The 24,616-nt window shown below is 61.4% G+C and carries 22 protein-coding genes; 9 read left to right on the forward strand and 13 right to left on the reverse strand.

What is annotated here, in order from left to right; translation table 11 throughout:
- Positions 1-6 precede the first annotated feature (6 nt).
- Positions 7-879 (forward strand): DMT family transporter, encoded by an 873-nt coding sequence (locus tag F0M18_RS09735; protein WP_149611242.1) that lies wholly within the window; start codon positions 7-9, stop codon positions 877-879.
- Here the strand turns inward: F0M18_RS09735 and F0M18_RS09740 are convergent.
- The 6 genes from F0M18_RS09740 to F0M18_RS09765 all read right to left on the reverse strand — a co-directional run bounded on the left by F0M18_RS09740 (position 870) and on the right by F0M18_RS09765 (position 6,874).
- On the reverse strand, positions 870-1,865 hold the full coding sequence (locus F0M18_RS09740; RefSeq protein WP_149611243.1) for an SDR family oxidoreductase: 996 nt from the start codon (positions 1,863-1,865) through the stop codon (positions 870-872). The genes F0M18_RS09735 and F0M18_RS09740 overlap by 10 nt on opposite strands.
- Entirely contained in the window at positions 1,862-2,590 is a 729-nt protein-coding gene (locus F0M18_RS09745; protein ID WP_149611244.1) for a glutathione S-transferase family protein, read from the reverse strand. The genes F0M18_RS09740 and F0M18_RS09745 overlap by 4 nt, the downstream gene beginning before the upstream one ends.
- 46 nt (positions 2,591-2,636) lie before the next feature.
- Positions 2,637-3,089: a VOC family protein gene (locus tag F0M18_RS09750; protein WP_149611245.1), complete on the reverse strand. Its 453-nt coding sequence runs from the start codon at positions 3,087-3,089 to the stop codon at positions 2,637-2,639.
- Positions 3,090-3,194: 105 nt separating this feature from the next.
- Positions 3,195-4,574, reverse strand: coding sequence for a glycerophosphodiester phosphodiesterase family protein (locus F0M18_RS09755; RefSeq protein WP_188109666.1), 1,380 nt, complete (start codon positions 4,572-4,574; stop codon positions 3,195-3,197).
- An 85-nt stretch (positions 4,575-4,659) separates the two neighbouring features.
- Positions 4,660-5,088: a nuclear transport factor 2 family protein gene (locus F0M18_RS09760; protein WP_188109667.1), complete on the reverse strand. Its 429-nt coding sequence runs from the start codon at positions 5,086-5,088 to the stop codon at positions 4,660-4,662.
- Positions 5,089-5,161: 73 nt separating this feature from the next.
- On the reverse strand, positions 5,162-6,874 hold the full coding sequence (locus F0M18_RS09765) for a MopE-related protein (protein ID WP_149611248.1): 1,713 nt from the start codon (positions 6,872-6,874) through the stop codon (positions 5,162-5,164).
- A gap of 428 nt (positions 6,875-7,302) precedes the next feature.
- Between F0M18_RS09765 and F0M18_RS09770 the strand changes: the two genes are divergently transcribed.
- Both F0M18_RS09770 and F0M18_RS09775 read left to right on the forward strand, forming a co-directional pair.
- Positions 7,303-8,979, forward strand: coding sequence for an ATP-binding protein (locus F0M18_RS09770; protein ID WP_188109668.1), 1,677 nt, complete (start codon positions 7,303-7,305; stop codon positions 8,977-8,979).
- Between the two features lie 173 nt (positions 8,980-9,152).
- On the forward strand, positions 9,153-9,749 hold the full coding sequence (locus tag F0M18_RS09775) for a hypothetical protein (RefSeq protein WP_149611250.1): 597 nt from the start codon (positions 9,153-9,155) through the stop codon (positions 9,747-9,749).
- Positions 9,750-9,798: 49 nt separating this feature from the next.
- Here F0M18_RS09775 and F0M18_RS09780 read toward each other — a convergent pair whose 3' ends face one another.
- Positions 9,799-10,902, reverse strand: coding sequence for a 5-(carboxyamino)imidazole ribonucleotide synthase (locus F0M18_RS09780; RefSeq protein ID WP_149611251.1), 1,104 nt, complete (start codon positions 10,900-10,902; stop codon positions 9,799-9,801).
- Entirely contained in the window at positions 10,902-11,357 is a 456-nt protein-coding gene (gene purE / locus F0M18_RS09785; protein WP_149611511.1) for a 5-(carboxyamino)imidazole ribonucleotide mutase, read from the reverse strand. The genes F0M18_RS09780 and purE overlap by 1 nt, the downstream gene beginning before the upstream one ends.
- A 362-nt stretch (positions 11,358-11,719) precedes the next feature.
- On the opposite strand from purE, the gene F0M18_RS09790 reads away from it, so the two are divergent.
- On the forward strand, positions 11,720-12,466 hold the full coding sequence (locus F0M18_RS09790) for a porin family protein (RefSeq protein ID WP_149611252.1): 747 nt from the start codon (positions 11,720-11,722) through the stop codon (positions 12,464-12,466).
- 21 nt (positions 12,467-12,487) lie between these two features.
- On the opposite strand, the gene F0M18_RS09795 is transcribed toward F0M18_RS09790, so the two are convergent.
- On the reverse strand, positions 12,488-13,480 hold the full coding sequence (locus tag F0M18_RS09795) for an META domain-containing protein (protein WP_149611253.1): 993 nt from the start codon (positions 13,478-13,480) through the stop codon (positions 12,488-12,490).
- 208 nt (positions 13,481-13,688) lie between these two features.
- On the opposite strand from F0M18_RS09795, the gene F0M18_RS09800 reads away from it, so the two are divergent.
- Genes F0M18_RS09800 through larC form a run of 5 tightly spaced genes read left to right on the forward strand, consistent with a single transcriptional unit; the run spans position 13,689 to position 18,687 of the window.
- Entirely contained in the window at positions 13,689-15,062 is a 1,374-nt protein-coding gene (locus F0M18_RS09800; RefSeq protein ID WP_149611254.1) for a GntP family permease, read from the forward strand.
- A gap of 54 nt (positions 15,063-15,116) precedes the next feature.
- Positions 15,117-16,439: a lactate racemase domain-containing protein gene (locus tag F0M18_RS09805; protein ID WP_149611255.1), complete on the forward strand. Its 1,323-nt coding sequence runs from the start codon at positions 15,117-15,119 to the stop codon at positions 16,437-16,439.
- The gene (locus F0M18_RS09810; protein ID WP_149611256.1) at positions 16,432-17,283 is read left to right on the forward strand and encodes an ATP-dependent sacrificial sulfur transferase LarE; all 852 of its coding nucleotides are present in this window, start codon (positions 16,432-16,434) and stop codon (positions 17,281-17,283) included. Before F0M18_RS09805 ends, F0M18_RS09810 begins: the two co-directional genes overlap by 8 nt.
- A complete protein-coding gene (larB, locus tag F0M18_RS09815; RefSeq protein WP_149611257.1) occupies positions 17,283-17,957 on the forward strand; it encodes a nickel pincer cofactor biosynthesis protein LarB in 675 nt (224 codons plus the stop codon). The genes F0M18_RS09810 and larB overlap by 1 nt, the downstream gene beginning before the upstream one ends.
- Complete coding sequence (gene larC / locus F0M18_RS09820; RefSeq protein ID WP_188109669.1) at positions 17,950-18,687, forward strand: nickel insertion protein; 738 nt, start codon at positions 17,950-17,952, stop codon at positions 18,685-18,687. Before larB ends, larC begins: the two co-directional genes overlap by 8 nt.
- A 12-nt stretch (positions 18,688-18,699) precedes the next feature.
- On the opposite strand, the gene F0M18_RS09825 is transcribed toward larC, so the two are convergent.
- From F0M18_RS09825 to F0M18_RS09840, 4 genes are read right to left on the reverse strand one after another with little or no spacing between them, the layout of a single operon-like run.
- Entirely contained in the window at positions 18,700-19,521 is an 822-nt protein-coding gene (locus F0M18_RS09825; RefSeq protein ID WP_149611259.1) for an HAD-IIB family hydrolase, read from the reverse strand.
- Between the two features lie 14 nt (positions 19,522-19,535).
- Positions 19,536-21,494 carry an alpha-amylase family glycosyl hydrolase gene (locus F0M18_RS09830; RefSeq protein WP_149611260.1) on the reverse strand — a complete coding sequence of 653 codons (1,959 nt, stop codon included), beginning with the start codon at positions 21,492-21,494 and terminating at the stop codon, positions 19,536-19,538.
- A gap of 1 nt (position 21,495) precedes the next feature.
- A complete protein-coding gene (locus tag F0M18_RS09835; RefSeq protein ID WP_149611261.1) occupies positions 21,496-22,380 on the reverse strand; it encodes a carbohydrate kinase family protein in 885 nt (294 codons plus the stop codon).
- Between the two features lie 27 nt (positions 22,381-22,407).
- Positions 22,408-24,582 (reverse strand): HAD-IIB family hydrolase, encoded by a 2,175-nt coding sequence (locus F0M18_RS09840; RefSeq protein WP_223177948.1) that lies wholly within the window; start codon positions 24,580-24,582, stop codon positions 22,408-22,410.
- Between the last annotated feature and the right edge of the window lie 34 nt (positions 24,583-24,616).

The following is a 24,616-nucleotide window of genomic DNA, read 5'->3' on the forward strand; positions in this document are numbered from 1 at the left end:
GCCTGGATGGCGGCGGCGTTATTCGGCTTCTGCCTGCTGGCGATCGCCAGTCGCGAGCTGACCCGGCACATGGCCACCCTGGACATCCTGTTCTGGCGCAGCCTGCTGGGGTTTGGTGTGGTCAGCCTGGTGCTGATGCGGGCGGGCGTGCTGAACCCGGCTGGCCTGCGGCCGCAATTGATAGGTTGGCACCTGCTGCGCAACAGCACGCACTTCTGTGGCCAGTGCGCCTGGTTGATTGCCATTGCGGCGCTGCCGCTCGCTGAAGTGTTCGCGCTGGAGTTCACCACGCCACTGTGGGCCGCGCTGCTGGCTGCGCTGTTCATGGGCGAACCGATGAACCGTGGACGCTGGCTGGCCCTGCTGCTGGGCCTGTTGGGTATCCTGGTGATCCTGCGCCCCGGTGCCGCAGCGATTAATCCGGCCAGCCTGGTGATGCTGGCGGGAGCCGCCAGTTTCGCGGTCAGCGTGATCGTCACCCGCAAGCTGACGCAGCTGTTGCACGGCCACCCACAGACTTTTTTCCTGGTCCTGTTTTACATGACGCTGATGCAGGGCCTGTTCGCTTTCCTGCCGATAGCCACGGAACTGCAGGTTCCGCCCGCTGAGGTCTGGCACTGGCTGCTGGTGGCAGCGCTCACCGCGCTGGCGGCGCACTATTGCCTGAGCCGCGCCCTGTCCTATGCCGATGCCGCCGTGGTCATGCCCATCGATTACCTGCGCCTGCCGTTGATCATGGTGGCGGCCTGGTGGCTTTACGGTGAGGCCGTCAGTCTGTGGCTGCTGCTGGGCGCCGCGCTGATTATTGCCGGTAATGCGCTGGGCCTGTACCTGGAAACGCGGAAGCTGCGCCGGGCCCTGCAGTCAGCTCAGGCGTAGCCGTTGGCGCGAAACCACTCTATGGAGTCGCGCACCGCCGTCTCCACGGGTGTTTGCGGCAGCCCCAGTTCACGTACCGCCTTGCTGGAGTCCACGTAGAAGTGCTCCATGGTGTAGGTACTGTTTTTCACCGTGGTGATGGGCGCTTTGCCGGTCAGCTTGGAAAACAGCTCGGCCAGTCGCGCCACCCGCAGCATGGTGTTGCGGGAGATCTCCTTGACGCCGACGTTGTCGATGCCGGCGACGCGACCAACCAGTTGCAGGAACTCCTGGTTGCTCATGTTGTTGTCGGTGTTGCCGAGGATGTAGGACTCGCCGACGCGCCCCTTGTCCATGGCCAGCACATGACCGGCTGCGACATCGCGCACATCCACGGGGCAGACACCGCCGTCCCAGTAGTTTTTCATCTTGCCCTGCAGGGCGCCGATAATCATGGTGCCCGTCGGCGTGGGTGCCCTGTCGCCGGGGCCGAAGGGAAGCCCTGGCATTACCATGGTGACCGGCAGGCCATCCTTGACCATCCCCTTCACTTCCAGGTGGCTGATGTACTTGGACAGGATATAGGGGCTGGCAAAGTGCCAGCTGGCAAAGGGAGTCTCTTCTGTTGAGGGCGTTCCCTTGCCGTCTGTGCCGATGGCAGCAATGCTGCTGGTGTAGACGATTTTCTCCAGCCCCGCTGCCAGCGCCGCGCGCATCAGGTGGCGGGTGCCTTCCACGTTGATCTTGTAGTGCAGGTCGGGGTCTTTCGTCCATACCGCAAACAGGGCGGCCAGGTGATACAGTTTGTCTACACCCTGCACCGCTTGGGCGAGGGACTGCGGGTCCAGCAGGTTGCCCTCGACAAATTCCACCTCCATGCCGGCGAGTGGCGAACGGTCTTCGCCCGGCATTACCATGGCCCGGACTTCATCGCCCTGGTCCAGGCAGAGACGCGCGACGTGGTTACCAATAAAGCCGGTGGCACCGGTAATCAGGACTTTGCTCATGAATCATCCTCTTTGCTGGTGGCGTTTGCTGGCGAGGCTCGCTCGCTGGTGGTTTGTTCTACTCGCTCCATCCACGCTACCACCGCGCTGTATCGGGCGATTTGCGCTGCAGCCATGTCGGCGTCGCGCAATGCATCGAACATGCCGTACACGGCGAGATCGGCAAGGCTGATCCGGTTGCCGACCAGCCACTGCGCCTCCGACAGCAGGTCATTTACCGCCTCGATATGCCGGGTCACGTCGATCATCAATTGTTCCGGGCTCTTGCGGCCAATACCCTGGCTGGCAGTGATTTTGGCGATGCCGCCAGGCACAACTTTGGGCAGCAACCAGCGCAGGAAGGCGCTCTCGTGCTCGACCATGCGCGGAATATTGCGTTCCCTGTTGCCTGGCGTGGTAAAGCGCAGGTGCATTTCGTAGAAATAGAGGCTCTCGTCCGCCCAGTCTTCCAGCACGTGCACCTGGCCCCGCAGGGCGGGATCGGCCGGAATCAGTGGCGGCTCGGGAAACGCCTGCTCCAGGTAATGCGCGACGTCGGTGGAATCACATATCACCCGGCCGTCGTGTTCCAGGGCGGGCAGTTTGCCAATGGGGTTCAGCGCGGCCACTTGCTTGCGTTCACCCAGCTGCCAGTACTGCTCGGTAAACGCGATGCCCTTGAAGTTGAGCATGCGCTGCAACTTCTCGTTGTACGGAGATAAATGGTACTGGTGCAATACGAGCATTGATTTGTATTCCGGGAACGGGGGTCAGGACAGGTGTCCGGCGTGCTCAGCCATGGTGGTTTTCAAACAACTCCACCAGCAGCGGATCGCCCTCTCTTTCGAGATAGGCTACGGCCAGTCCTTCCCCATAGCGCTTGTGCCAGATGGCTGTGAAACCCAACTCCTGAGCCGCGGCCACGGTCTGTTCCAGCGAGTCCACGGTAAAGCGCAGGTGGTGCATGCCCTCGCGACCGGCATCGAGAAATTCCTTGTGCGGGCAGCCACCGCTCAGCCACTGGATGAGTTCGATTTCCAGGTCGCCACTGCGCGCAAAGGCCAGTTTCATGTCGCAGGTTTCCTCACCACCGCGGTAGTGATAGGACATCGGGCCCGGGTCCATGGTCTGGAAAGGGCCAAACAGGGGCTCGTAGCGGGCCATGGCCGCGGACAGGTCGCTGACCACGAAACCGACCTGGTCGCAGGGCGGTAACTTCAGCTGTGTTCTCAGGTCCTCTGGCATCGGCTCTGGGTCTCTGCTGGTTATCGTTCCCGCATGCTAACAGGCCGGCGCGCAGTTTCACTGGCTGGTCAGGCCATATTTGCTGGCGCAACTGGCACGCCTGGCCTAGTCGCTGCAGCTGCGTTCCGCCGCCGGTGTATTCAGCAGTTGTTCCAGCAGTATTGGCCGGTCTGTCATGATCGCGTCGACGCCGAGCTCCATCATGCGCAGCATTTCCTCGCAGGTATTGATAGTCCATACCTGCACGGCCAGGTTGGCGTTGTGCGCGTCGGTGACGAAGTCCTCGGTGACTACTTCGAGGAAAAAGCCCGGCGGCAGCTGCGCCGGGTTGATCTGGCTGGTGTCCGGGGGAACCTGGAAAGCCACGTGTTCTGGCACCGGCGGGATGACGCCGTCACCCAGGGCGCCCAGTACCAGCAGCGAACCCTGGTCCAGTGGTATGGATGTGTGCACACAGGGCGCCACGGCCTTGAAGTTGTTGGCCGCCTCATCGACAAAGGAGGCGGCGATGATGTCATCGCGACGACCATAGCGTTGCAGCAGCGCCGCCATCTGCTGTTCATAGTCACCCCTGCCATCCAGGTCCGGTTTCAGCTCCACATTGATCAGTTCGTGGGGAAACCGCTGCAGTGCTTCCTCAAGGGTGGGAATCTGGAAGTCACTGGCGCTGTAGCCGGGCGGTGGCGGTCTGTCGCCGGTGGCAATGCCGCGATAGACGTAGTCTGCCTCGGGCCTGTCGTGCGGCGTGCCTGCACCGGGCACGAACCAGTACGCCGCGTCCAGCGCTTTCAGCTCGGCCAGGGTAAGGTCGACCACGTTGCCGGTGCCATTGGTGGTGCGATCTACATCCAGGTCGTGGAGGATCACCAGCTCGTTGTCGCGGGTCTGGTAGACGTCCATCTCCAGTACATCGGCGCCGGCCAGGGCGACCTCGGCATAGGCGAACAGGGTGTTCTCCGGGAAGTCGATTACGCCGCCGCGGTGGGCGTAGTTCAGTGGGTCGGCGCCGTTGACCCGCCAGGGATTGGCGTCCACTTCAAACGCTGCATCGCAGGCGCTGTCGTCGTTGGCGATGGTGCCGGTGACGGTGTCCGCGGTGGCCGTGACATTACCCGTGGCGGAAAAAGCGAGTGCCAGGGTCTCCGCCGGTTCCTCCTCGGCGTCGCCCAGCACGTCGACCTCGATGAAGGTCTCCAGCGAGCCCGCGGCGATGGTCACGTCGCCGACGGTATCCAGGTAGTCCTCGCCCGCGGTGGCGGTCACTGCCGATGTCTCGAAACTGATGCTGACATCGCGGGGTTGCGGCACGTCGAGTATGGCGCGAAAACGCAGCGTGGGCATTTCCCCCGGTGCCCCCTCGGGTACGGCCAGCGGAATCACACTGAGAGTGGATGGCGGTACCGGCGGCCGGTCGCTGCTGTCGGAGCAGCCTGCGAGCAGGGTCGAGGTGGCGATCAGGGCAACAATGGTTGAGCGTGTGGACAAGGGCGTGGTTCCCATCGGGCAGGTAACAGGAGCCACAGCCTAGCACTGCAGGCGCGGTGGGGCGAGTGTGCGTTGGGCGCGCCGGTCAGTCGCTGAAGTCAGCGGCGCTTTTCTTCGCCATCTCTTCCAGGAACCACCCCGGGAACTGGCTGACGAATTTGTTCATGTCCCAGTAGTCGTGCCAGCGATACACCAGGCCGTCCTTCATTTCGTGCATGGTGGCAAAGGTGTGTTCACAGGTCTCACCCGTGTTGAAGGTCCACTTCTCCGTGTGGTCCAGGAACACCACGTCACCTTCCGCAGCCATGTGATGGGTGGTCTGCTCCTGTTTTTCCAGGTGGTCCCATGCGATCGACAGCCGCTTGACGACATTCTCGGGTCCGTGCGCCCCGGGGTCGTCGCTGGGCATGTCGCGGTAGTGAATCTCCGGGTGCAGGCAGGCTTTCAGTGTCTCCCAGTCCCCTTCCGACAGCGCCTGCCAGAGTTTTGCCACGGTTACTTTATGGTTGCTCACAGCCTGTTCCTTGTAAATGCGATGCGGTAGCAGTGTCGCAGAATTGCAGTCGCTTTCACAACTACTCGCCGCGTCAGCGCGAGCTGCCAAATACCTGGGTCCAGTAGGTCCCGTAGGTGCTGCCGCTGTCAACGAAGCGGGCGGCGCCGAGATTGCTGAAGTTGGCATTCATCATGTTGGCGCAGTGCCCGTCGCTGTCAATCCAGCCCTGCATGACCGTACTCACGGAAGGATAGCCTGCGGCGATATTTTCGCCCCAGGTCCACCAGCTGTACCCGGCGCGGGTGGCGCGGTCGCCCGCCGACGAGCCATCTGAACCGGTATGGCTGAAGAAATTGTTGTTGGCCATATCGCGGGAATGGTTGAAGGCGGCAGTCTCCAGTTGGCAGTTCCAGGACAGGGCCCCGACTGCCGGGAAGGTGCCGCGCGCGCCGCAGGTGCGGGATTGCGAGCGGAAAGCGTTGACTGCGTCCAGCATGGCCTGGGCATCCGGCGAGGACATGCAGGCGGGAGGTGGGCTGGGGGTGTTGTCGACCGGGTCACAGGCGTCGCCCAGACCGTCGTTGTCGCCGTCTTCCTGGCCCTGGTTGGCGGCGCTGGGGCAGTTATCCGAGCTGTCCTCGATACCGTCTTCATCGCTGTCAGTAAATCCGTCGCAGGCGTCACCCAGGCCATCGCCGTCGGCATCGGACTGGGTCGGGTTATAGCCGCTGGGGCAGTTGTCGCCACTGCGTGTGGCATAGCCCTGGGGCTGGACGACGTCGAATACGCTGTCACTGGCATCCCCGTAGCCGTCATTGTCCGTATCACGGAAGTACTCCCGCTCGGTAAAGCCCTCGTCAACACTGCCATCGCAGTCGTTGTCCACACTGTCGAAGGTTTCCTCAGCGTCGGGATTGATGGCCGCGTTATTGTCGTCACAGTCACCATCGGTAGCGGCATAACCGTCCGGCGCCTGCAATGAGCGTGTGCTATCGGTGGTTAAGCCGAAGCCATCGCCATCCACGTCGCGATACCAGGTCGAACCGCCTTCGTCGACGTCACCGTCACAGTCGTTGTCGCGACCATCGGCGAGTTCATTGGCGTCGGGAAAGTCCCTGGCGCTGCCGTCGTTGCAATCGAGCTGGTTGGTCACGTAGCCCTTGGGTTTGCGTTTCTCCAGCCTGCTGGAGTCAGGGTCGCCAAAGCCGTCGCCATCGCGGTCGGCGAAGAAGCGTATATCGACGAAACCCTCGTCGATCATGCCGTTGCAATTGTTGTCCTTGCCGTCTTCACGCTCTTTCGCAAAGGGGCGAATATCCGCGTCGTAGTCGTCGCAGTCCTGTTTGTTGATCACGAAGCCTCGCGGCTGGTCGGCAGAAGTGCGCCTCTGGTTGGCCGCGCCGTAGTTGTCGCCGTCGCGATCCCGGTACCAGGTGCGCACCGTGGATACAGGTTCGAAAACGGCGGACAGGCCGATGTCGCCATCGTGGTGGCTGAGCTGCTCAGGCAGGGGGAACATGCGCGCCTCGCAGACTGCGGTGGGCGCAAGCATGCACAGGCCTTCCCAGCGAACGAAGCGAAAGCTGTCAGCGGGCACGGCGGTAAAGGTCTCGCTGACTTCCTCATCAATGGAATACGCGCAGCTTGCTTGTGCGCAGTCATACTGGCCGGAGGCGGATTCGATATGGCCGGTGCTGTCGGTGGTAACCACCAACCGGCAGCTGGCCAGCAAGGTAAACGACAGGCAGCCTAAAGCTGCCCGCGTAAAGGTCCATCGGTGGGAAGAAGATTTGTTCCAGCTCATAACGCGCTCTCGTGCTTTTTACTGCTCGTATCAGCTGTATTGAAGGGCAGGCCCGGGACTGCCTCCATAAAAAACTGGTGAATTCTCCAGAAAATCCAGGAGCAGGGCGGCGGCCTGCAGGAAAAGTCTAAAAAGCCCGGAAAAAACTTGCGGCCCGGGTCCCGATAGACCTAGTTTTGAAAAAAAGCGTGGTTTCTCGCGGTGTGGTTCGCATAGCCCTGCATGGCTGCCTATAAGTTTTTGATCTATAAAATAATTGATATAGCTGCAATTGTTCTAATAGTGATGGCAGCCGCAGCCTAGGCTTTAACTGGAGCCGATTCCAGGATCGGCCTCCAACAACCAGATAAGGAATAGACTCGACCAATATGTCCGATCGGCAGCAACAAGGTGGCCCTGAACCCGTGGCCAGCGAACAGCAGGTTGATATGGCTGCAGCCACTTGTGACCGGGGCCAGGCCAGGGAGAACCTGGAGGCCTTTATCAATGGTTATCGAGAGGCGTTCCTGCTAACCGGTCCCGCGGGGGTCGGTAAAACCAGTCTGCTGGCTGAGATGCTGGCCGGGTTGGGTTCCGATGTCCCCCTGGTAATGCTTGACGGCGAGACGCTCCCAGAAGATGGCCTGGTTAGCGAGGTGTGCCGTCAACTGGGTGTCGAAAGTGAATCCGACGACTGGGATATCATCCTTGGTGCATTGAGCAATCGCCTGCAGGGGCATGATCATGCTTTCCTGGTAATCGACAATGCGCATGCACTGCCCGCAAGCGCGCTGGAAGAGCTGCACCTGCTGTCCTACCTGCGTTGTGGTCGCGGCCCGGAGCTACAGTTTGTGCTTGCTGGTCGACACAGCCTGCTGCAGGCGGTAGCCGATAGCCCTCTGCAGCGCTTACGGTTACTGAACTTCCAGCGCTGCGCGCTAATCGATGCAGAGCGCAAACTCTACGTGGTAGAGAACCAGGAAGGCGCAAGCCCGCCAGCGGACTCACCCCAGGCCGGTGAGGTATCGCTGGCAGAAAAGGTCCGCGCGCTGAAGCAGAGCCAGCCACAGCCTGAAGGCGACTCCAGCACACAGTCGGCGTCGAACGGCAAGTCTGACAAGAAGCAGGAATCGACTCTCTCGAGTGCGGGCGACGAGGCAGCAGTTGCTGTTGGCGCAGTTACCGTGGCGAGCCTTGATAGTGAAGGAACGTCTTCCGGCCCCACGCGCCGCGTGGCCTGGCTTGCATTGCCGGTAGTACTGCTGCTGGCCTGGTGGCTGGCAAGGGAACCGGTTGGTGAGCCAGCTGAAGCCGATTTGTCTGGGGAGGCCGATATCGAAGTCATGGCCGGGAACACTCCCGGTGCTGTACAGGAGACCCTGGCAAACGCAGTGCCGAAGACTGTAACTGCGGACGACCCGGTCGCTGTGGAGGCCCCTGAATCCATCGATACCGCGCAGGAAACCGGCTCCGCAGCCGATGAGTTGGCCGATACCGGTTCCGGAGATGTGGCGACCACAGCCCCCGTAGCTGTTGTAAGCGCAGTCGAAGACCCTGCAACCGCGGCGATCTTGCAACAGCCGGTTGATGCAACTGGCGTCGAGGTAGGTGAACCGGCCCTGGTGTTACCAGTGCAGCAAAACGAAATGCCAGTGAACCCGGTGGAGGCCCAACTCAACGCAGCGGCCGAGGCACTGCGCAAGGACTTCCTGTCGACGCCCCGGGAGCAGAGTGCATGGCAATACTACAACGCAGTATTGAGCCTGGACCCGGGCAATGCAGAGGCACTTGACGGGATACAGCAGATTGCCAATCGCTATGTCGCCCTCACTCACCTGGCCATTGATCGTGGCAGGTATTCGTCGGCGCAGACCTATATCGATCGTGGTTTGACAGTTGTACCCGGGCATCCGGGCTTATCCATGCTGCAGGGGGAGCTCGACACGGCGGTGCAGCGCCGCGCACAGGCCGAGCGAGCCCGGGAGCTTCAGCAGGCGTCTGCCCCTGCGGCTCTGGTCGAGGAGCCTGTGCCGGCCGAAGAGTCCGCCGAAGAGCCCGCTGGTGTGATCGGGTTTCTGCGCAAGGTGTTTTCGGGCGACAACGCAGGCAGCGAGGAAGAGCCTTGATCGAAAGGCTTTGAGCTGCGAGGCCTGCGGGGGTGCTGTGCTGGCGAGCCACCGGATAATCACTATACTGCAGCTTGGCAGCGCCGCGGAATCCAACGCCGCGCGATGGTGCTGTTCCATGCCGGTGTGGCTGAATTTTTGCTGCATCGCTCAATAAGGAGACAACAAGCAGTATGAGAAATCTATGCTATCGAATGGCCGGGATCACTGTCCTGGCGGCAGTCACCGCCAGCGCGCCGGCATTGGCTGATACCACCAGTGCGACCTGCGAGTTCTATCACAAGGGTGACAAGAAAAGTGAGGCCAGTGGCCCTTGCCAGTTTTCCCAGCGCCAGGGCTATGTCGATATCAGGCTGCGCAACGGCAGCCAATACAATCTCTCTCCGCACGGGGAGGCAAACCATTTCCGCGACCAGAAAGGCCACAAGGTCAAGCGCCGCAACGATGGCGACACCCAGGTGTATAAATGGGAAGAACGGGCGATTCACGTGCATTTCCACGGCGGTTCACATTCGGGACATGATTACCACTCGGGCCATCACAGCAACGGCAATACCCCGCAGGACCTGAAGGACCTGGTAGGTGCCAGGGGTGGCATGGCAGAAGACCAGCTTCGCAATCGCGGCTATGTGCTGGCGAACAGTTCGAAGTCCGGCAAGGACGTTTACAGCAACTGGCGCCACAGGCATGGCGGCCAGTGCGTGAGCATTCATACCGTTGACGGACACTACCGTTCCATTGTGTATGCACCGCAGTTTGACTGCGAGTAAGTCCGGTTGATGAGACCGGGGCCCGGTGCCGAATCACCGGGCCATGCCATCAGCCGTAGAGCCTGTCATGGTGACGCGCGAGTTCGGTGAGCACCGCGTCACGATCCTGCGATGACACGTTGATATGCCCGCGCTTGCGCCTGGGCGCGGGGCTTTTGTTGTAGTCGTGCAGGTGTGCGTCAGCGGATAACGCGGTCAGCAGTTCAGGGTGATCGTAATCCCCCAACAGGTTGATCATACCGTAGTGCTGATTGCCGCTGGTTGCGCCAAGGGGCAGGCCCAGGATAGCGCGCAGGTGGTTCTCAAACTGGCTGGTCACATCGCCATTCATGGTCCAGTGCCCGCTGTTGTGCACCCGGGGCGCCAGCTCATTTACCAGCAGGCTGTCAGCGGTGACGAAACATTCCATCGCCATCACGCCCACATAGTTCATGGTTTCCAGCAGCGTGCGAATATTTTGCGCGCCCGTCTGCGCGATACGCTCTTCGAGCCCGTCAGCTGGCGCCACCGAGGTAATCAGAATGCCCTCGTGGTGACGGTTTTCTGTGGGCGGATAGACCTTCACATCGCCGTTGGGCGAGCGCGCGGCGATAAGGGAAATTTCACGTTCGAAGGCAATTCGCGACTCGACCAGCCAGGCCCCGGGGGGATTCTGTTCGGTGAACGCCTGCAGTTGTTGTTCGTCCAAGATATGCCACTGCTGCTTGCCATCGTAGCCCTCGGTGGGGTTCTTCACCACCACGGGCAGGCCCAATTGGGTTGCGGCAGCGGGCACATCCTGTGCAGATTGAGCAATGCGGTAGGGTGCGGAGGCGATGCCGGCACTATCGAGCAGCCTTTTTTCACCGAAGCGGTCACCGCAGGCGGCCACGGCGTCCGGATTGGGATATACCGCGCAGAATTCGGTGAGCCCGCGCAGTAGCTCCAGGTCGACGCGCTCGCGTTCGACGGTGACCACATCGGGCTCGCCCAGCGCGTGGAACACCTCCCCGGGTGTCTGCCCTGCGCAGTGCGATACCACCGGGCCCAGGCCTTCGACACAGGCTGTGCCTTCACCGGCGCTGGCCAGGAAAGCAAAGTCCACCCGCATGGCCCAGCCGGACAATGCCATCATGCGGGCCAGTTGTCCGCAGCCGATAATGCCGACTCGCATCAGCAAACCTCCCGCGGTACACCATCGGTGACGGACTCGCGCCAGTGCGCCAGTCGCTGTCTCAGTTCCGGGTCGCCCAGGGCGAGGATCTGCGCGGCCAGCAGGCCGGCGTTGTAGGCGCCGCTGCTGCCGATGGCCTGGGTTGCCACAGCCACACCGGCGGGCATCTGGGCAATGGAGAGCAGGCTGTCCATGCCATTAAGCGCCTTGCTTTGCACCGGCACGGCGACAACCGGCAGCAAGGTCATGGCCGCTGCCATCCCAGGCAGGTGAGCGGCGCCACCAGCCCCGGCGATAATAACCTGCAGGCCGCGTTCACTTGCGGAACTGGCATATTCGTAAAGTCGCGAGGGGGTTCGATGCGCTGACACGACCTGAGTCTCGTAATCAATGCCGAGTTCCACCAGCAGTTCGGTGGCCCGCTCCATGGTCGGCCAGTCGGACTGGGAACCCATGATAATGCCCACGAGGGCTTTGCTTGCGGTGTCGGTGTTGCTCACGTCAATGTCTCCTGTCAGGGGGCGAGCCCACGGTTATCGGCCAGATTACCCAGCGTGTCCTGGCGTTCGACGTAATGCGCACAAGACTGAACTGTCGGGTTTCGGGGTAAGTGATGGCTAACAGCGTACCGGGCCAAATCGCGATTCTACCTGATTGCGATGCGGATGATAATCCGCTTTCCGCGCCGGTCCGGGGATCAGTTGTGCGGCTTTTAACGTGGTAATATTCCGGCCCCTATCATCCGTCAGCAGTGCCTGCGCGTACCTGTATCCAATCTCATGCTGACAAACACGGTGACCCCGAAATGCGCATTCGCATGGCTTCGCTAGTTCCAATTCTTACCATCCTGTCGCTGGGCATGGCCCAGGCCGGTGCCGAAGAGCTCGACTTTGATATCGAACTCGAAATCGGTTCCACCTGGCAGGAAAAAAACAAAGTCCAGATCCCCAATGACCGGGACGGAGATCGCTTTCTGCTGACTGACATTGCCGGCTCAGGCCCCTGGGCCAGTGCGCGAATCAATGCCAACTGGAATATTGCCGGCCCCCACGGCGTGCGCCTGGTACTGGCACCGTTTTCCTATGAGGAGCGGGGTAGTCTCGACAGCGATGTGCGCTTCGACGGCAAGACCTTCGAGGGTGGCGAAAACCTCAAGGCGAGCTACCGTTTCAACTCCTGGCGACTGGGTTACCGCTACCAGTACTACGATACCAATGGCTGGAAACTCTGGGTGGGGGCGACGGCAAAGGTGCGCGACGCGGAGATAGAGCTGCGCCAGAATGGCGTCCGTGCCAGCGACGACAATATTGGTGTGGTGCCCTTGCTGTACCTCGCCGGCGAGTACCGCTTCGCCGAGCGCTGGCTGTTCCAGTTTGACTTCGACGGCCTGGCGGGCGGACCGGGACGCGCTATTGATCTCGCGCTCAAGCTCGGCTACGAGGTCAATGACCGCTGGCAAATCAGCGCCGGCTACCGCGGGCTGGAAGGCGGCGCCGACACTGATGACGTCTACAATTTTGCCTGGTTCAATACCGCCCTGGTGTCAGCCCGCTACCGTTTCTGAGGCTGCGGGTTTGAGCCCGCACTACTGCGCCTGCGCCTGCCATGGCGGTGAACTGAAGGCGTTGCGCTCATCCTCACCGCCGGGTGGCATAACGTCGTGCCGATTTTCATCTGCGAAGTAGCTCCAGAATGGTGCTACCAGGCCTTCGTCCAGTAATTGCAAAGCACCTTTGTTCTCCTGCTCGCGCAATAGCGCGACATAGGCGTCAACAGGCTCCGGGCCAAACTGCTGGTAAATCAGTCGACCACCGTATTTTGCGTGTAGTGCCGCGTTTATTTTCCAGTTGCGAATCAGGGCGTTGGCCATACCGTAGCGCATGGCGGCAAGCTCGCCGCGCTCGCGGGGGCTCAGCTCGCTGCCGTCGGTGTAGTCATCACCCAGCGCCGCGCGCTGTTCCCGCTCCATGATTTCCAGCAGCGCTTCGACCTCAGCGTCGCTGGCATCTATGCCCTGTTCGCGGGCAAATATATTCATTGCCTGCGCAAGTACGGTCGCGCGCACCGTATCTACGTTGTCACTGGCGATACTCAAGCCTGCGATACGTGCGCTAACGCCTTCCCCCGTGAGCGGCCTGAATTCCAATATGGAGGCATCCGCCGCGGTGGCCAGGTAAAGGTGGCCATCGCGGGTGACATAGCTGCGCACCCAGGACAGCTGTTGCAGGAAGCGCTCGCTCACCGAAGGCGGTGGGCACTTTGCGCGCGTGCCCGCGATCTCGGTGAAGCGCAGGCGCGGTGGCAGCAGGGGCTGCAGTGATGTCGTGGCCCGGTTGCACCCGGCCTCCACGGCCACGCTGCCATCGTCGTTGAACACCATTTTGTAGCGGCCCTTGTCATTGGCCGCGGGGGCGAACCGGCTGTCGTCCATCGACTGCACAGCCACCAGCTCCCAACCGGTGGCGGCCAGGTCCAGTGCCGGCTCGGCCGCGTGCGCCAGCAGTGGCGATATCGCCAGCGCGAGCAGTGAGGCAAGTCGAGAGAGGTGCTGCGTCAAGTGAAAACAGGGTGTTTGCATGGTGGCGCCTGTTGAAAACAAGAGTATTACGCGATGTCCGCATGCTAACCGATTTTCCCCGGGCCGGCATCAGCATCAGGGCCGCACATTGCAAGCAAGCCGACAGTTATTGCGGCGATGGCCTGCTATTGTTGTTGAGCGCTTCGACAAAGCATTGTGGCGTCTACTACTATTAAGGCAATAATCATAACTAACAGGATTCTGTGCGATGGAATATGCCGGTCTAATTGGTGCGGTGGCACTGCTCATCTGGCTGGCTTTGCGCGGCATCGACATCATTTTCGCGGCCCTGCTGTGCTCCCTGCTGGTCATTGTCACCAATGGCTTGCCACTGGCAGAGGGGCTGACCGACTATTTTTCCTTTGGTCCCCTCGGGGCATTCACTTTTGCCGGCAAGTTTTTCCTGCTGTTCGCCGCCGGTGCCATGTTCGGGCGGGTGATGGGCGAGAGCCACGCCGCCGCCAGCATCGCCCTGGGGCTGGTGCGCAAACTGGGCGCCCATCGCGCGCTGTGGATTACCACGCTGGCCTGCGGCCTGCTGACTTATGGCGGCGTGGTCGTGTTCGTGGTGATTTTCGCCATGTATCCGCTGGGACTGAAACTGCTGCAGGAAGCCAATATTCCCAAGCGCCTGTTCTGCGCTGCGCTGGCCCTGGGTTCGGGTACGTTCACGCTGACAGCGCTTCCCGGTACGCCGTCCATACACAACGTCATCGCATCGGTGGCCCTGGGTACCGATCTGTTTGCCGGGTTCTGGATAGGCATTGGCGGCGGCCTGCTGATGTTCTTTGGTGGTATCTGGTACCTGGAGCGCCAGCGTGTGCTGGCGGCGGAACGCGGGGAAGGTTTTGTGCCGGGCCCGCGCGACCAGATCGTGGACGTGGACGAGGCCGACTACCCGCACTGGATCATTGCCTGCCTGCCGCTGGCCGTGGTGCTGCTGACCATCATCCTGCCGCGCGTATTGCTACAGTGGGTGTCGCCCGAACAACTGGCAAATGGTACACCGCCCATGCAACTGCTGGCCTTCGCCACCTCACAACCGGTGGTGTGGCCTAGCGTTGCCCTGCTCAGCGGCACTTTCCTGTCCACATTGCTGTTCCCTGCTATCCGTCACAACGCCCTGCAGGTCGTGGGCTCGGGGGCGCAGGACTCGATCATGCCCCTGATCAATACCGCAGCCGTCATCGGCTTTGGTGGCGTGGTCACCCAGACAGCGGTGTTTGCGCAGTCCACGCAGTGGGTCCTGGAGTCGTCACTGCCGCCGCTGGTATCCATGTTTTTCTCCGTGAGCCTGGTGTCGGCGATTACCGGATCGGCCTCGGGTGGCCTGCAGATATTCATGCAGACCATGGCGCCGGCCTATCTTGAGCTGGGTATTGAACCGCAGGTGCTGCATCGCATTGCTACCATGGCCAGCGGCGGTTTCGACTCACTGCCACACTGCGGGGCGATTGTGGCAATGCTGACGATTACCCAGTTGACACACAAGCAGGCGTACCGTGATGTGGGCATGATCACCGTGGTGATCCCTGTCGTCTCCACGCTGTTGTTAATGGCTGCGGTATCATTGTTATCGTGAGCTGCGGCACGGCTTTTACAGCTTGTATATTCTTCCATAAACCAGGGGGTGACCATGATCCCGGAAAAGATTGAAGTCAACGTTGCCGGAGGGCTGGACGTGGCACTGCCACGTATGGTGCGCGTGCGCCAGAAGTTTGCCTGCCAGGAAATAGACAGTGTTAGCGCCGCAGTGGCGGAACAGTTTGCCGATCCCGCCATCACCGACCAGATTAAACCGGGTATGCGCATCGCCGTGGGCTGTGGCTCACGCGGCATTGCCAATGTTGCCGAGTGCGCGCGCGCGGTTGTAGACAAGCTCAAGGAATTGGGTGCGGAACCGTTTATTTTTCCCGCCATGGGCAGTCACGGCTCGGCGTCCGCCGAGGGCCAGGTGAAGGTGCTCGATAGTCTGGGTATCAACGAGCAGACCATGGGATGTGCGATTCACTCGAGTATGGATGTAGTGGAGTTGGGGCAGCTCGATAACGGGATGCCGGTCTACTTTGACCGGCATGCCGCCGAAGCCGACGCGGTGATGCTGGTGTGCCGGGTCAAGGCGCATACCAATTTCCGCGCACCGATTGAGTCCGGCATCGTGAAGATGCTGGTGATCGGCATGGGCAAGATACGCGGTGCCTCAGCCACGCACTGGTATGGATTCGAGTCGTTCGGGGAGCTGCTGCCGCAGGCGGCCGAATTTATCATGCAGAAGATCAACTTCCTGGCCGGGGTGGCCATGGTGGAAAACGCGGAGGACCGCACTGCATTGGTAGAGGTGGTGCCCGGTACAAGGGTGATGCAGCGCGAACCCGAGCTGTTGCGTATGGCCCGGGATTGGATGCCGCGCCTGCAATTCGACGATATCGACGTGCTGGTTGTCGACCGTATCGGTAAAAACATTACCGGCGCGGGCATGGACCCGAACATCACCGGGCGCAACGCGCGGGACACGGATTGGGATGCGGGCATCCAGATCAGGAAGATCGCGGTGCTGGGCCTGACGCCGGAGACGGATGGCAATGCCACCGGTGTCGGAGCGGCAGATGTTATCACCATGCGTCTCTATCGGGATTTTGATCCCGCCAAGACCTACGCCAATGTGATTGCTGCCACCCTGCTCGACGGCGCCTGCATCCCGATGATTATGAATACGGACCAGGAAGCGGTGCAACTGGCGCTCAAGACCCTGCCGCGAACGCTGCCGGAAGAAGCGACCCTGGTGCATATCGCCAACACACTGGAAATATCGGAAATCGATGTGTCCGAGAACCTGTTGCCCTACGTGCGTGCCAACCCTGAAAAATTCGAGGTAGTGGGCGATGCGGCACCGCTGGCGTTTGATGCCGAGGGCAATCTCACCCCCATGCCCAGCCATGGCGCGCGTGGAGATGAATAAGCCGGCCGCCAGCGGTACGCCCGTGATCACGTCTACCGCGGAACCCGCGCAGCGCCTCAGGCAGTTATTGGCGAAAATGCCGACTCGCGTGATCGCTTGCAGTGGCGGCATCGACAGCATGCTGCTGGCCACCCTTGCCGGCCGCCTGGAGCAGGGCCAGACCCTGGTGGTACACGCGCTTAGCCCGGCGGTGCCCGCGGAGGCCACCGCGCGGCTGCGACACTGGGCGGCCAGGGAGGGGTGGCGCCTGCGCACGTTGGAGTCAGGCGAATTTGACAGCGAGGACTACCTCAGTAATCCGGTCAACCGCTGCTACTACTGTAAGCACAATCTGTATGACAGCCTTACCCGTGTAGCCCGGGCGGCGGATACCGGGGCCAGTGTGTGCAGCGGCGCCAATACTGACGACCTCGGCGAGTACCGCCCCGGCCTGCAGGCTGCGGAGCTGTTCCATGTGCGACACCCCTACATTGAGGCCGGCGTCGACAAGGCCACGATTCGCGCACTGGCCCGGGAACTGGCATTGCCGTTCGCCGAAATCCCGGCCTCCCCCTGCCTCGCCAGCCGCCTGTACACCGGCACGCGAGTTACCGCAGAGCGCCTGCGCGCCGTTGAAGCGGCAGAGGCGCTGATTCGCAGCACCGCGGGTATCGAGGTGGTGCGCTGTCGCGTGCGCGAGCAGGCGATGATCGTCGAGGTCAGCGCCTGCGACCGGGACAAGATTACCGTAGACGTGCTGGACGCGCTGCAACAGCTCATGCGCCGGAACAATTTCCCGCTGCTGACAGTAGAGCTGGATGCGGAGCCTTATCGCCCGGGCCGGGCTTTCGTGGGTGCTGCTTGATGGTGAAATACGATTATGCGCGACGGCAGCGCCTGGGTATGCCCGAGGCCGTGCTCTGCAGCGGCAAGGATATTGGGTCACTACAGCATATTTTCGCTGAACTGGCTGCCAGGCCCGACCATCCCGTGTTGTTTACCCGGCTGCAGCCGGAGCAGTTGGCGGCGCTGGACGAGGCGCACAGGGAAGGACTGGATTACGACCCGCTGTCCGCCACCGCAATACTGCACGGTCCCCTGCCGGCGAGGCCGGGCAGCGTGGCCGTGGTTACTGCGGGTACGGCTGACCTGGCTGTCGCCCATGAGGTGTCGAGAACGCTCTACTTCAGCGGCCTCGACCACACCCTGGTTGTGGATGTGGGTGTCGCCGGGCTGTGGCGGCTCACTGAGCGCATCGACGAGATCGCGCGGCACGATGTGATCATCGTGGTGGCCGGGATGGATGCCGCGCTGGCTTCGGTAATGGGCGGGCTGGTGGGCAAATGCGTGGTCGCTGTGCCCACATCCGTGGGCTACGGCGTCGCCGCAGGCGGCGAGACCGCACTCAATGCCATGCTGGCAAGTTGTGGCCAGGGCATTGTCGTGACCAATATCGATAATGGCTTCGGCGCTGCCTGTGCCGCGGTGCGTATTCTCAACAGCCTTGGAGCCACCGGGGAGCATGCGGACGGTGACTGATCGTGCACTGGTGATACGCACGCCATCGGGGCTCAGTGGCGACATGCTGGTGACGGGCCTGGCGCGATTGGCCGCGGTGAGTGCGGACGAACTGGAACAGCTGGTTGTTAGCATCGGTTTACCGGCTTTGCACCGCGTGTTGAAGATAGAGCGTTGCAGTGTGCACGGTATTTCCGGTTGGCGGGCGCAGATTGCGCTTCCACCCGAACACCACCACCGCTCCCTCGCGGATATTGGCGAGATCATTGGCGCCAGTGCGATGACGTCGGCGGCGAAAGCGCTGGCCCTGGAGGCGTTCACGGTGCTGGGTCGGGCTGAATCAGCGATACACGACATACCGCTGGAAGCCGTGCATTTCCATGAGGTCGGTGCTCTCGACAGCATCCTCGACACCTGCCTTGCCGCCGCCCTGTTGACCCGGCTGGCGCCGAGAGCGCTTTACTGCAGCCCGCTGCCGCTGTGTGATGGTGTGATCAGGTGCGATCACGGTGTGCTTGCCAGTCCGGCGCCGGCGGTACAGGAGATGTTGCGCGACATTCCGGTTTACGGCATCGATTCCAGTGGCGAAACCGTTACCCCGACGGCGATAGCGTTTTTGCGCGCTGCCGGTACGGTGTTTGGCGGCTGGCCACAGGCCACGATAGTGGACGTGGCACGCGCCTATGGCGGCAGGATTCTCCCCGGTGTGCCCAATGGCGCCATGTTTTTCCTGGTGGCGGACGCGAGCTGAACACGGCGGGCCTCAGGTGGCGGGGAGATCCCCGAACAGGCCGTAGTGCACACAACCCTCGATGACACCGCTGGTGTAATTCCCGTTGAGCCCGTGAAAATCGCCCCTGGCGAAATAGGCCCTCAGTCCGGGATTGTGTTCCAGCTCGCGGCGCACACCCTCGCGCAACTGGGCATCGGCATTGCGTACCAGCACGCCCGAGAAGTGCGCTGTGAGCGCATCGAGGTCATTCCCGCTGTCGCCACAAAACACCACATCCTCAAGCGCTATACCTGCTTGCCCGGCGAGGTATTCGAGAGCCGTGCGCTTGGTTGCGCTGCGGGGCAGGATATCCAGCAGGCCCAGCCCGCTGGCCGAATCAAAACTGTATATCACGGTCTCGTCGAAACAAGCTGCGAGCCGTTGCCTGATGGCGTTGAGCAGTGCCTCCCGCCCGTCGTGGGCCAGGTGATAACTCTGCTTGAACGCGGACTGGTGTTGCGCCGCCTGGCGTTCAAGGCCGGGTACAACTGACAGGGCGCCCGCCACGCCCGCCGCATCCCAGCGGGGGCTCTTGCTTTGCAGTGCCTGCTCCCAGCCGTGGTCCCGGCGCCAGCTGTCGCCAACACGATGCCGTATGGTCGTGCCCACGTCACTGCACAGCACATCGGGGTAGCGGATACCGTACTCCGAGATCGCCTGTTCGGTCAGTTCCAGGTTGCGTCCAGTCACGTACACTAGGCAGACATCTGTCTCTTCCACCAGGCGGTTGAAAAGGGGGATCGCCTGTGGATCCGCCTGCCAGCTTCCGTTAGGCAGCAAGGTGCGATCGAGATCGGTGGCCAGAATGCGCATCGCTGCTATCTGCTTCAGACGCTGGCTACCAGCCAGTAAAAACTGTGCGGTGGTATTACCAGCTGTTGGTTGAACAGTGCGGGTGACTCGCCGCTGGCGGCGTCTTTCAGGGGTGCCATGGAGAAGCGCTCCCGGTTGCCGAGCATCGCGAGATCGAACTGCTGGGGGTGGTCGTCGAAGTTTGCCACGACCAGCACGGATTCTTCCGGCGACTCGAAGCTGGTGCGGATAAATACGAACAGATGTTCATTGCCCACATCCAGCAGTTCCCGGTTGTTGAAATCGGAAAAAGCCGGCAGCGTCTTGCGTACCGCTATCAGGTGACGGATGCCGTCGAAGATGCGTTGTTCAACCGAACCGCGCTGGCGACGCTTCCCGGTTTTGTCCCAGTCGTAAACAGGCCGGTGTATCCAGCGGCTGTCGCGGCTGCGCGCGACATCGCCGACGTAGTCGTAATTGTTCAACGTGCCCAGTTCATCGCCGTAGTACAGCAGCGGAATTCCGCCGAAAGACATGATCAGGCTATGTAACAGCAGTATCTGGTTGATGCTGCCCTGGATCACCGCTTCGTCATCTGCGGCCAGGGCTGATTCCAGCCCTACCAGAGATGCCAGGGTGCCGGAAATCCGTACATCGCCGGTTTTGTTATTGCGGCCGAAAGGTTGCCCGCGGGCCGGCGAGTCATCGTACTCCCCGGTGTAGTAATCGACCAGGAAGCGGCGGTGGGCCCGGGGATCGTAGCCCACGGCGGCGATGTCAACGTCATCGAAGCCGAGGCCGATATCGTCGTGGCAGCGGATATAGTTGAGCCAGGTGGCCCGGTCGAGTTTCTCCGGCAGGCTGCGGATGCCCTGGTTCAGCAGGCGTGTATTCTTGGTAGCGATAGCGTCCCAGAGCAAGGCCATAAAAGTGGCGTTGTAGGCGATTTCACATTCCTTGGCTATCACCGCGTCCTCGCCAAAGTACTTGGTGATCTCCACCGGCGCCACAATCGCCTCGGCGATAAACAGTACGCCCGGTGCGGTCACCTGGCAGCAGTCCTTGAGCAGTTGCAACAGCAGGTGTGCTTCCTGCTCGTTCTGGCAGGTGGTGCCGATCTTCTTCCACAGGAAGGCGACGGCGTCCAGGCGCAACACGTCAGCGCCCTGGTTGGCCCAGAACAGTATGATATCCAGCATCTCTATGAATACGGCGGGATTGCTGTAATTCAGGTCCCACTGGTAGTCATTGAATACGGTCATCACCCACTTGCCCATCGTCTCGTCGTAGGTGAAATTGCCCGGGGCGTTCTCCGGGAAAATCTCCGGCATGGTCTCCTCGAACATATCGGGGACTTCGCGATTGTCGAAGACGTAATAGTAATCCTGGTAAGCGGTGTCCCCGGCGCGCGCCTTTTGCGCCCAGGCGTGTTCGTTGGAGGTGTGATTGAGCACCACATCCAGGGTCAGCAGCAGTTCGCGCTTGCGCATGTGCCCGGCCAATGCCCGCAAGTCCGCCAGGGTGCCCGCGCGATCATCGATATCGCGAAAGTTGTTCACTGCGTAGCCGCCATCACTGGCACCGCGCGGGCACTCCATGATGGGCAAAATGTGCACGAGGTTGACGCCCAGCTCCTGCAGGTAGGTCATTTTTTCGCGCAGGCCCTGCAGGTCCCCGGCGAAACCGTCCAGGTACAGTGCCATGCCCACCCATTGCTGGCTCAGGAACCAGTTGTGGTCCGCCTCGCGAGCCTGGTCGATTTGCTTCAGTTCCTGGTCGCGCGCGATGTACTGCCGGGCCATGGTGTTGACCAGTTCAACCAGTTGCTCTTCCACATCTTCGCGGTCGCCATAGAGGCGATTGAACAAGTTATAGATGGCATAGAAGTTGGCGCCAAGGCGAGTGTAGAAGTGCCGCAGGTCATGTTGCTGCAGCGACGCTTCCATCTGGTCAAGCGTGCGGTTAAGCAGTGAATGTGATTGCTGTTCGTACATCTCAGTTGGCCTCGCCCCATTCGCGCAGCAATTGCAGGTAGGTGTCGCAGTTGGCCAGGGTGGCGCCGCGATTGGCCACGATTTTGCCGGCGAACTGCTGTGCCCGTGCCAGCGTGGCCTGCATGTCCCAGCCGGCCACCAGGCCCGCCAGCATGACTGCAGCAAAGGCGTCCCCGGCACCCACTGTATCCACTACCTCGATCCCGGGGCTGCAGGGGGCGTGCAGATGGCTGCCGTCGGCGCTCAACAGTTCGGCCCCGTCGGCGCCGCGGGTGACAATAAGTCCATGTAGATTGAAGCGTTGCAGGCATAACCGCGCAGCGTTCGCAGTTGATTCGCCCTGGAGTGCAGACAGTTCATCCGTATTGAGTTTGACCCAGTGAGCACCCTGCAACAGTGACTCCAGTTGCTCCGGCTGCCACCAGGGCGGGCGCAGGTTGACGTCGACGAATACCAGCGCGGGCCGGCTGGCCCTCAGCGCTGCCAATGCGTGTGCTGACTGCGGCGAGCGCGCTGCCAGGCTACCGTGGTAGAGCACATCGCAGGGAGCCCCCGGCGCCGGTTCGAGTGCGTCCCAGGCACAGTTCTCATCAATCTGGTAGTGGGGCTCTCCGGCGACGATATCTACCGTGACGCGTCCGGTGGGGCGTTGCGGATCGTGTTGCACCGCAGTGGTGTCCATACCCCAGCGGGACATGGTGTGCAGCACCTTCTCTCCCTCGGGATCGGCGCCAATGCGACTGACCAGAAGCGGTGCAAAGCCCAGGCCCTGCAGGTGCCAGGCGACATTGAACGGAGCCCCGCCCATTACCGTTTCCCCGCCGGGGAAATGGTCAAACAGCACTTCGCCAAAGACGCAGACGCTTTTCTCCCGGGGCGTGTTCATGGCGTTATCGGGCATCCTCTGTGGTGATCAATCATCTGCGGGCACTGCGCAGGCGCCAAAAAAATCATAGTAGTCCAGGGCTTCCAGTATGCCGGCGCCATGGGTACGGCCGGCAAAGTAAATATTGTCCTCTTCCGGCAGCAGCGACAGTTCCTCCTGGTGCCGGTTTGCCACCACCACGGCCAGGGTATTGCCGCGCATCATGTCTTCGTCTGCGCCCGAGCCACCTGCCACCAGTATATTGCCGAGAGGAATATCCAGGCGCTGGGACACATAGCGCAACGCCAGGCCCTTGGAGGCCCGGAATGGCAGGATGTCAAAAAACTGGCCGAATGAGAGTGTTGTGCTGGCGGTGATGTCAGCCTGGCGCAACAGGGTGTTGATGTCCTCTACCGGCGGCGCCTGCGCCGGGTCGTAATAGTAGGAAACCTTGAAGGCGGTCTGCTCGCGTTTATCCTGCAGGCGCAGCCCGGGCACGGTGGCCAGCGTTTGCCGGATGCGACGCGGCGACCACTGGTAATCGATGTGGTCAGCCCAGAAATCATCCTCCAGCAGGCTTTGGCCGTAGTGTATGCGTGTACCAAGGCTGCTTATAAGTACGTCGGGATACGGAATGCCGTGTTTGCGCATCAACGCCAGCGCGGTATCGAGACGGCGTCCGGTAGCGATGGCGAAAGATACGCTTTTGCGGTGCTCGCGCAGTGTATCGATGAACTGTTGCAGGGATTGCTCATCGCCGATCAGGTTCTGGTCCAGGTCGCTGACGATCATCCGGTCACGGTAGCGCAGTGAGCGCGGCAGCGACTGCTCGCGTGGCAGCGGCGTGTATTTGCCGGACAGTTGCGCCACCCGGTCTAGGTAGGCGGTCGCGTGCGCATCCCATGAATAGTGTTCGCGTACACCGCTCATGCCGTTTCTCGAAGCCTGCTCCCAGGCCGCGTTATCGGTCAGCAGGCCGAGCAGGGCCCCGGTTATCTGCTCTTTGTCCAGCGGGTCCACCAGTTCGCCACAGCGGCAGTTGCGGATGATGTCGACCGGGCCGCCGTTCTCTGTTGCCACCACTGGCAGGCCACTGGCTGCGGCCTCCAGCAGGGTCAGGCCGAACGGTTCCGTCAGGGCGGGGTTGATAAAGACCCCCCTGCCGCTGGCAACCATGCGGTAGATATCGGGCACTTCGTCGGCTCGGTGCTGCTTCGGCACCGCCACTCTCCCGTACAGGTCATAGGTGTCGATAAACAGCAGGATGTTGGTGAGCACGTTTTGTGCACCATCGTCCATATCGCGGATATCCTCGCGATTGCCGGCCACGATCAGCAGGTTTGCCGCCGCCTGTAACTGGTCGGACTCGCCGTAGGCCTCAATTAACGTGAGGATGTTCTTGCGCTCGTCCGGACGGGACAGTGCCAGGATCAGCGGCTTGTCGGGGTAGCTGAGGAACTTTTCAATCTGCTGCCGGAACGGGACCTGCTCGCCGTCCTGATAGGGACGGAACTGGTCGAGGTCGGTGCCCGGGGGAATAACCGCCATGCGCCCCGGATCATAGTAGTTGTACAGGGCATATTGCTGTTCGATCTCATTGTGGGTGCTGGTCACGACCAGATCCGCATTGGCCAGTACATCTTCCTCGGCATCGATGCGCCGCTCGATGTTGTAGGTGCTTTCGATCTCTTCACGCGAGAAGCCACGGGCCAGCAGGCGCTTGCGTTTGTCTCGGCCAAGGGAGTGGCCGGTGTGAATCAGGGGTATGCCCAGCAGGCTGGACAGGCGCACGCCGACGTAGCCGGCGTCGGCATAGTGACTGTGGATCAGGCTTGGCTGACGGGTCTGGTCGGCGATAAAGGCGGCGAGGTTGTCGGTGAAGCTATCCAGGTGCTCCCACAGTTGTTCCTTGGCAATGTATTCTTCGGGGCCGCAATCGACGCGCACGATGCGTGCGCCGTTGCCCAGCGTTTCTTCACGTTCGGCGTAGTCGCTACTGACTGTGGGGTCCACGATTCGACGCGTTACCAGGTCCACGCGCTCGACGCTGTCCTGTGCGGCCAGCGCGCGCGCCAGATCAACCACGTACTTGGTCTGGCCGCCGGTGTCGGCATCCCGCCCGAGTTCGAGGTCACCGCCGCGGATCAGTCCGTGTACGCTGATCAGGCAGATATAGAGCCTGTTTGAGTGTTGCTTGCCCTTTGAAATACGCCTCTTCCCCAATCACTGACGATTGGTGCAAGAGTTTACCAAATTA

This window comes from Pseudohalioglobus sediminis (genome assembly GCF_008370495.1).
Lineage (GTDB): Bacteria > Pseudomonadota > Gammaproteobacteria > Pseudomonadales > Halieaceae > Halioglobus.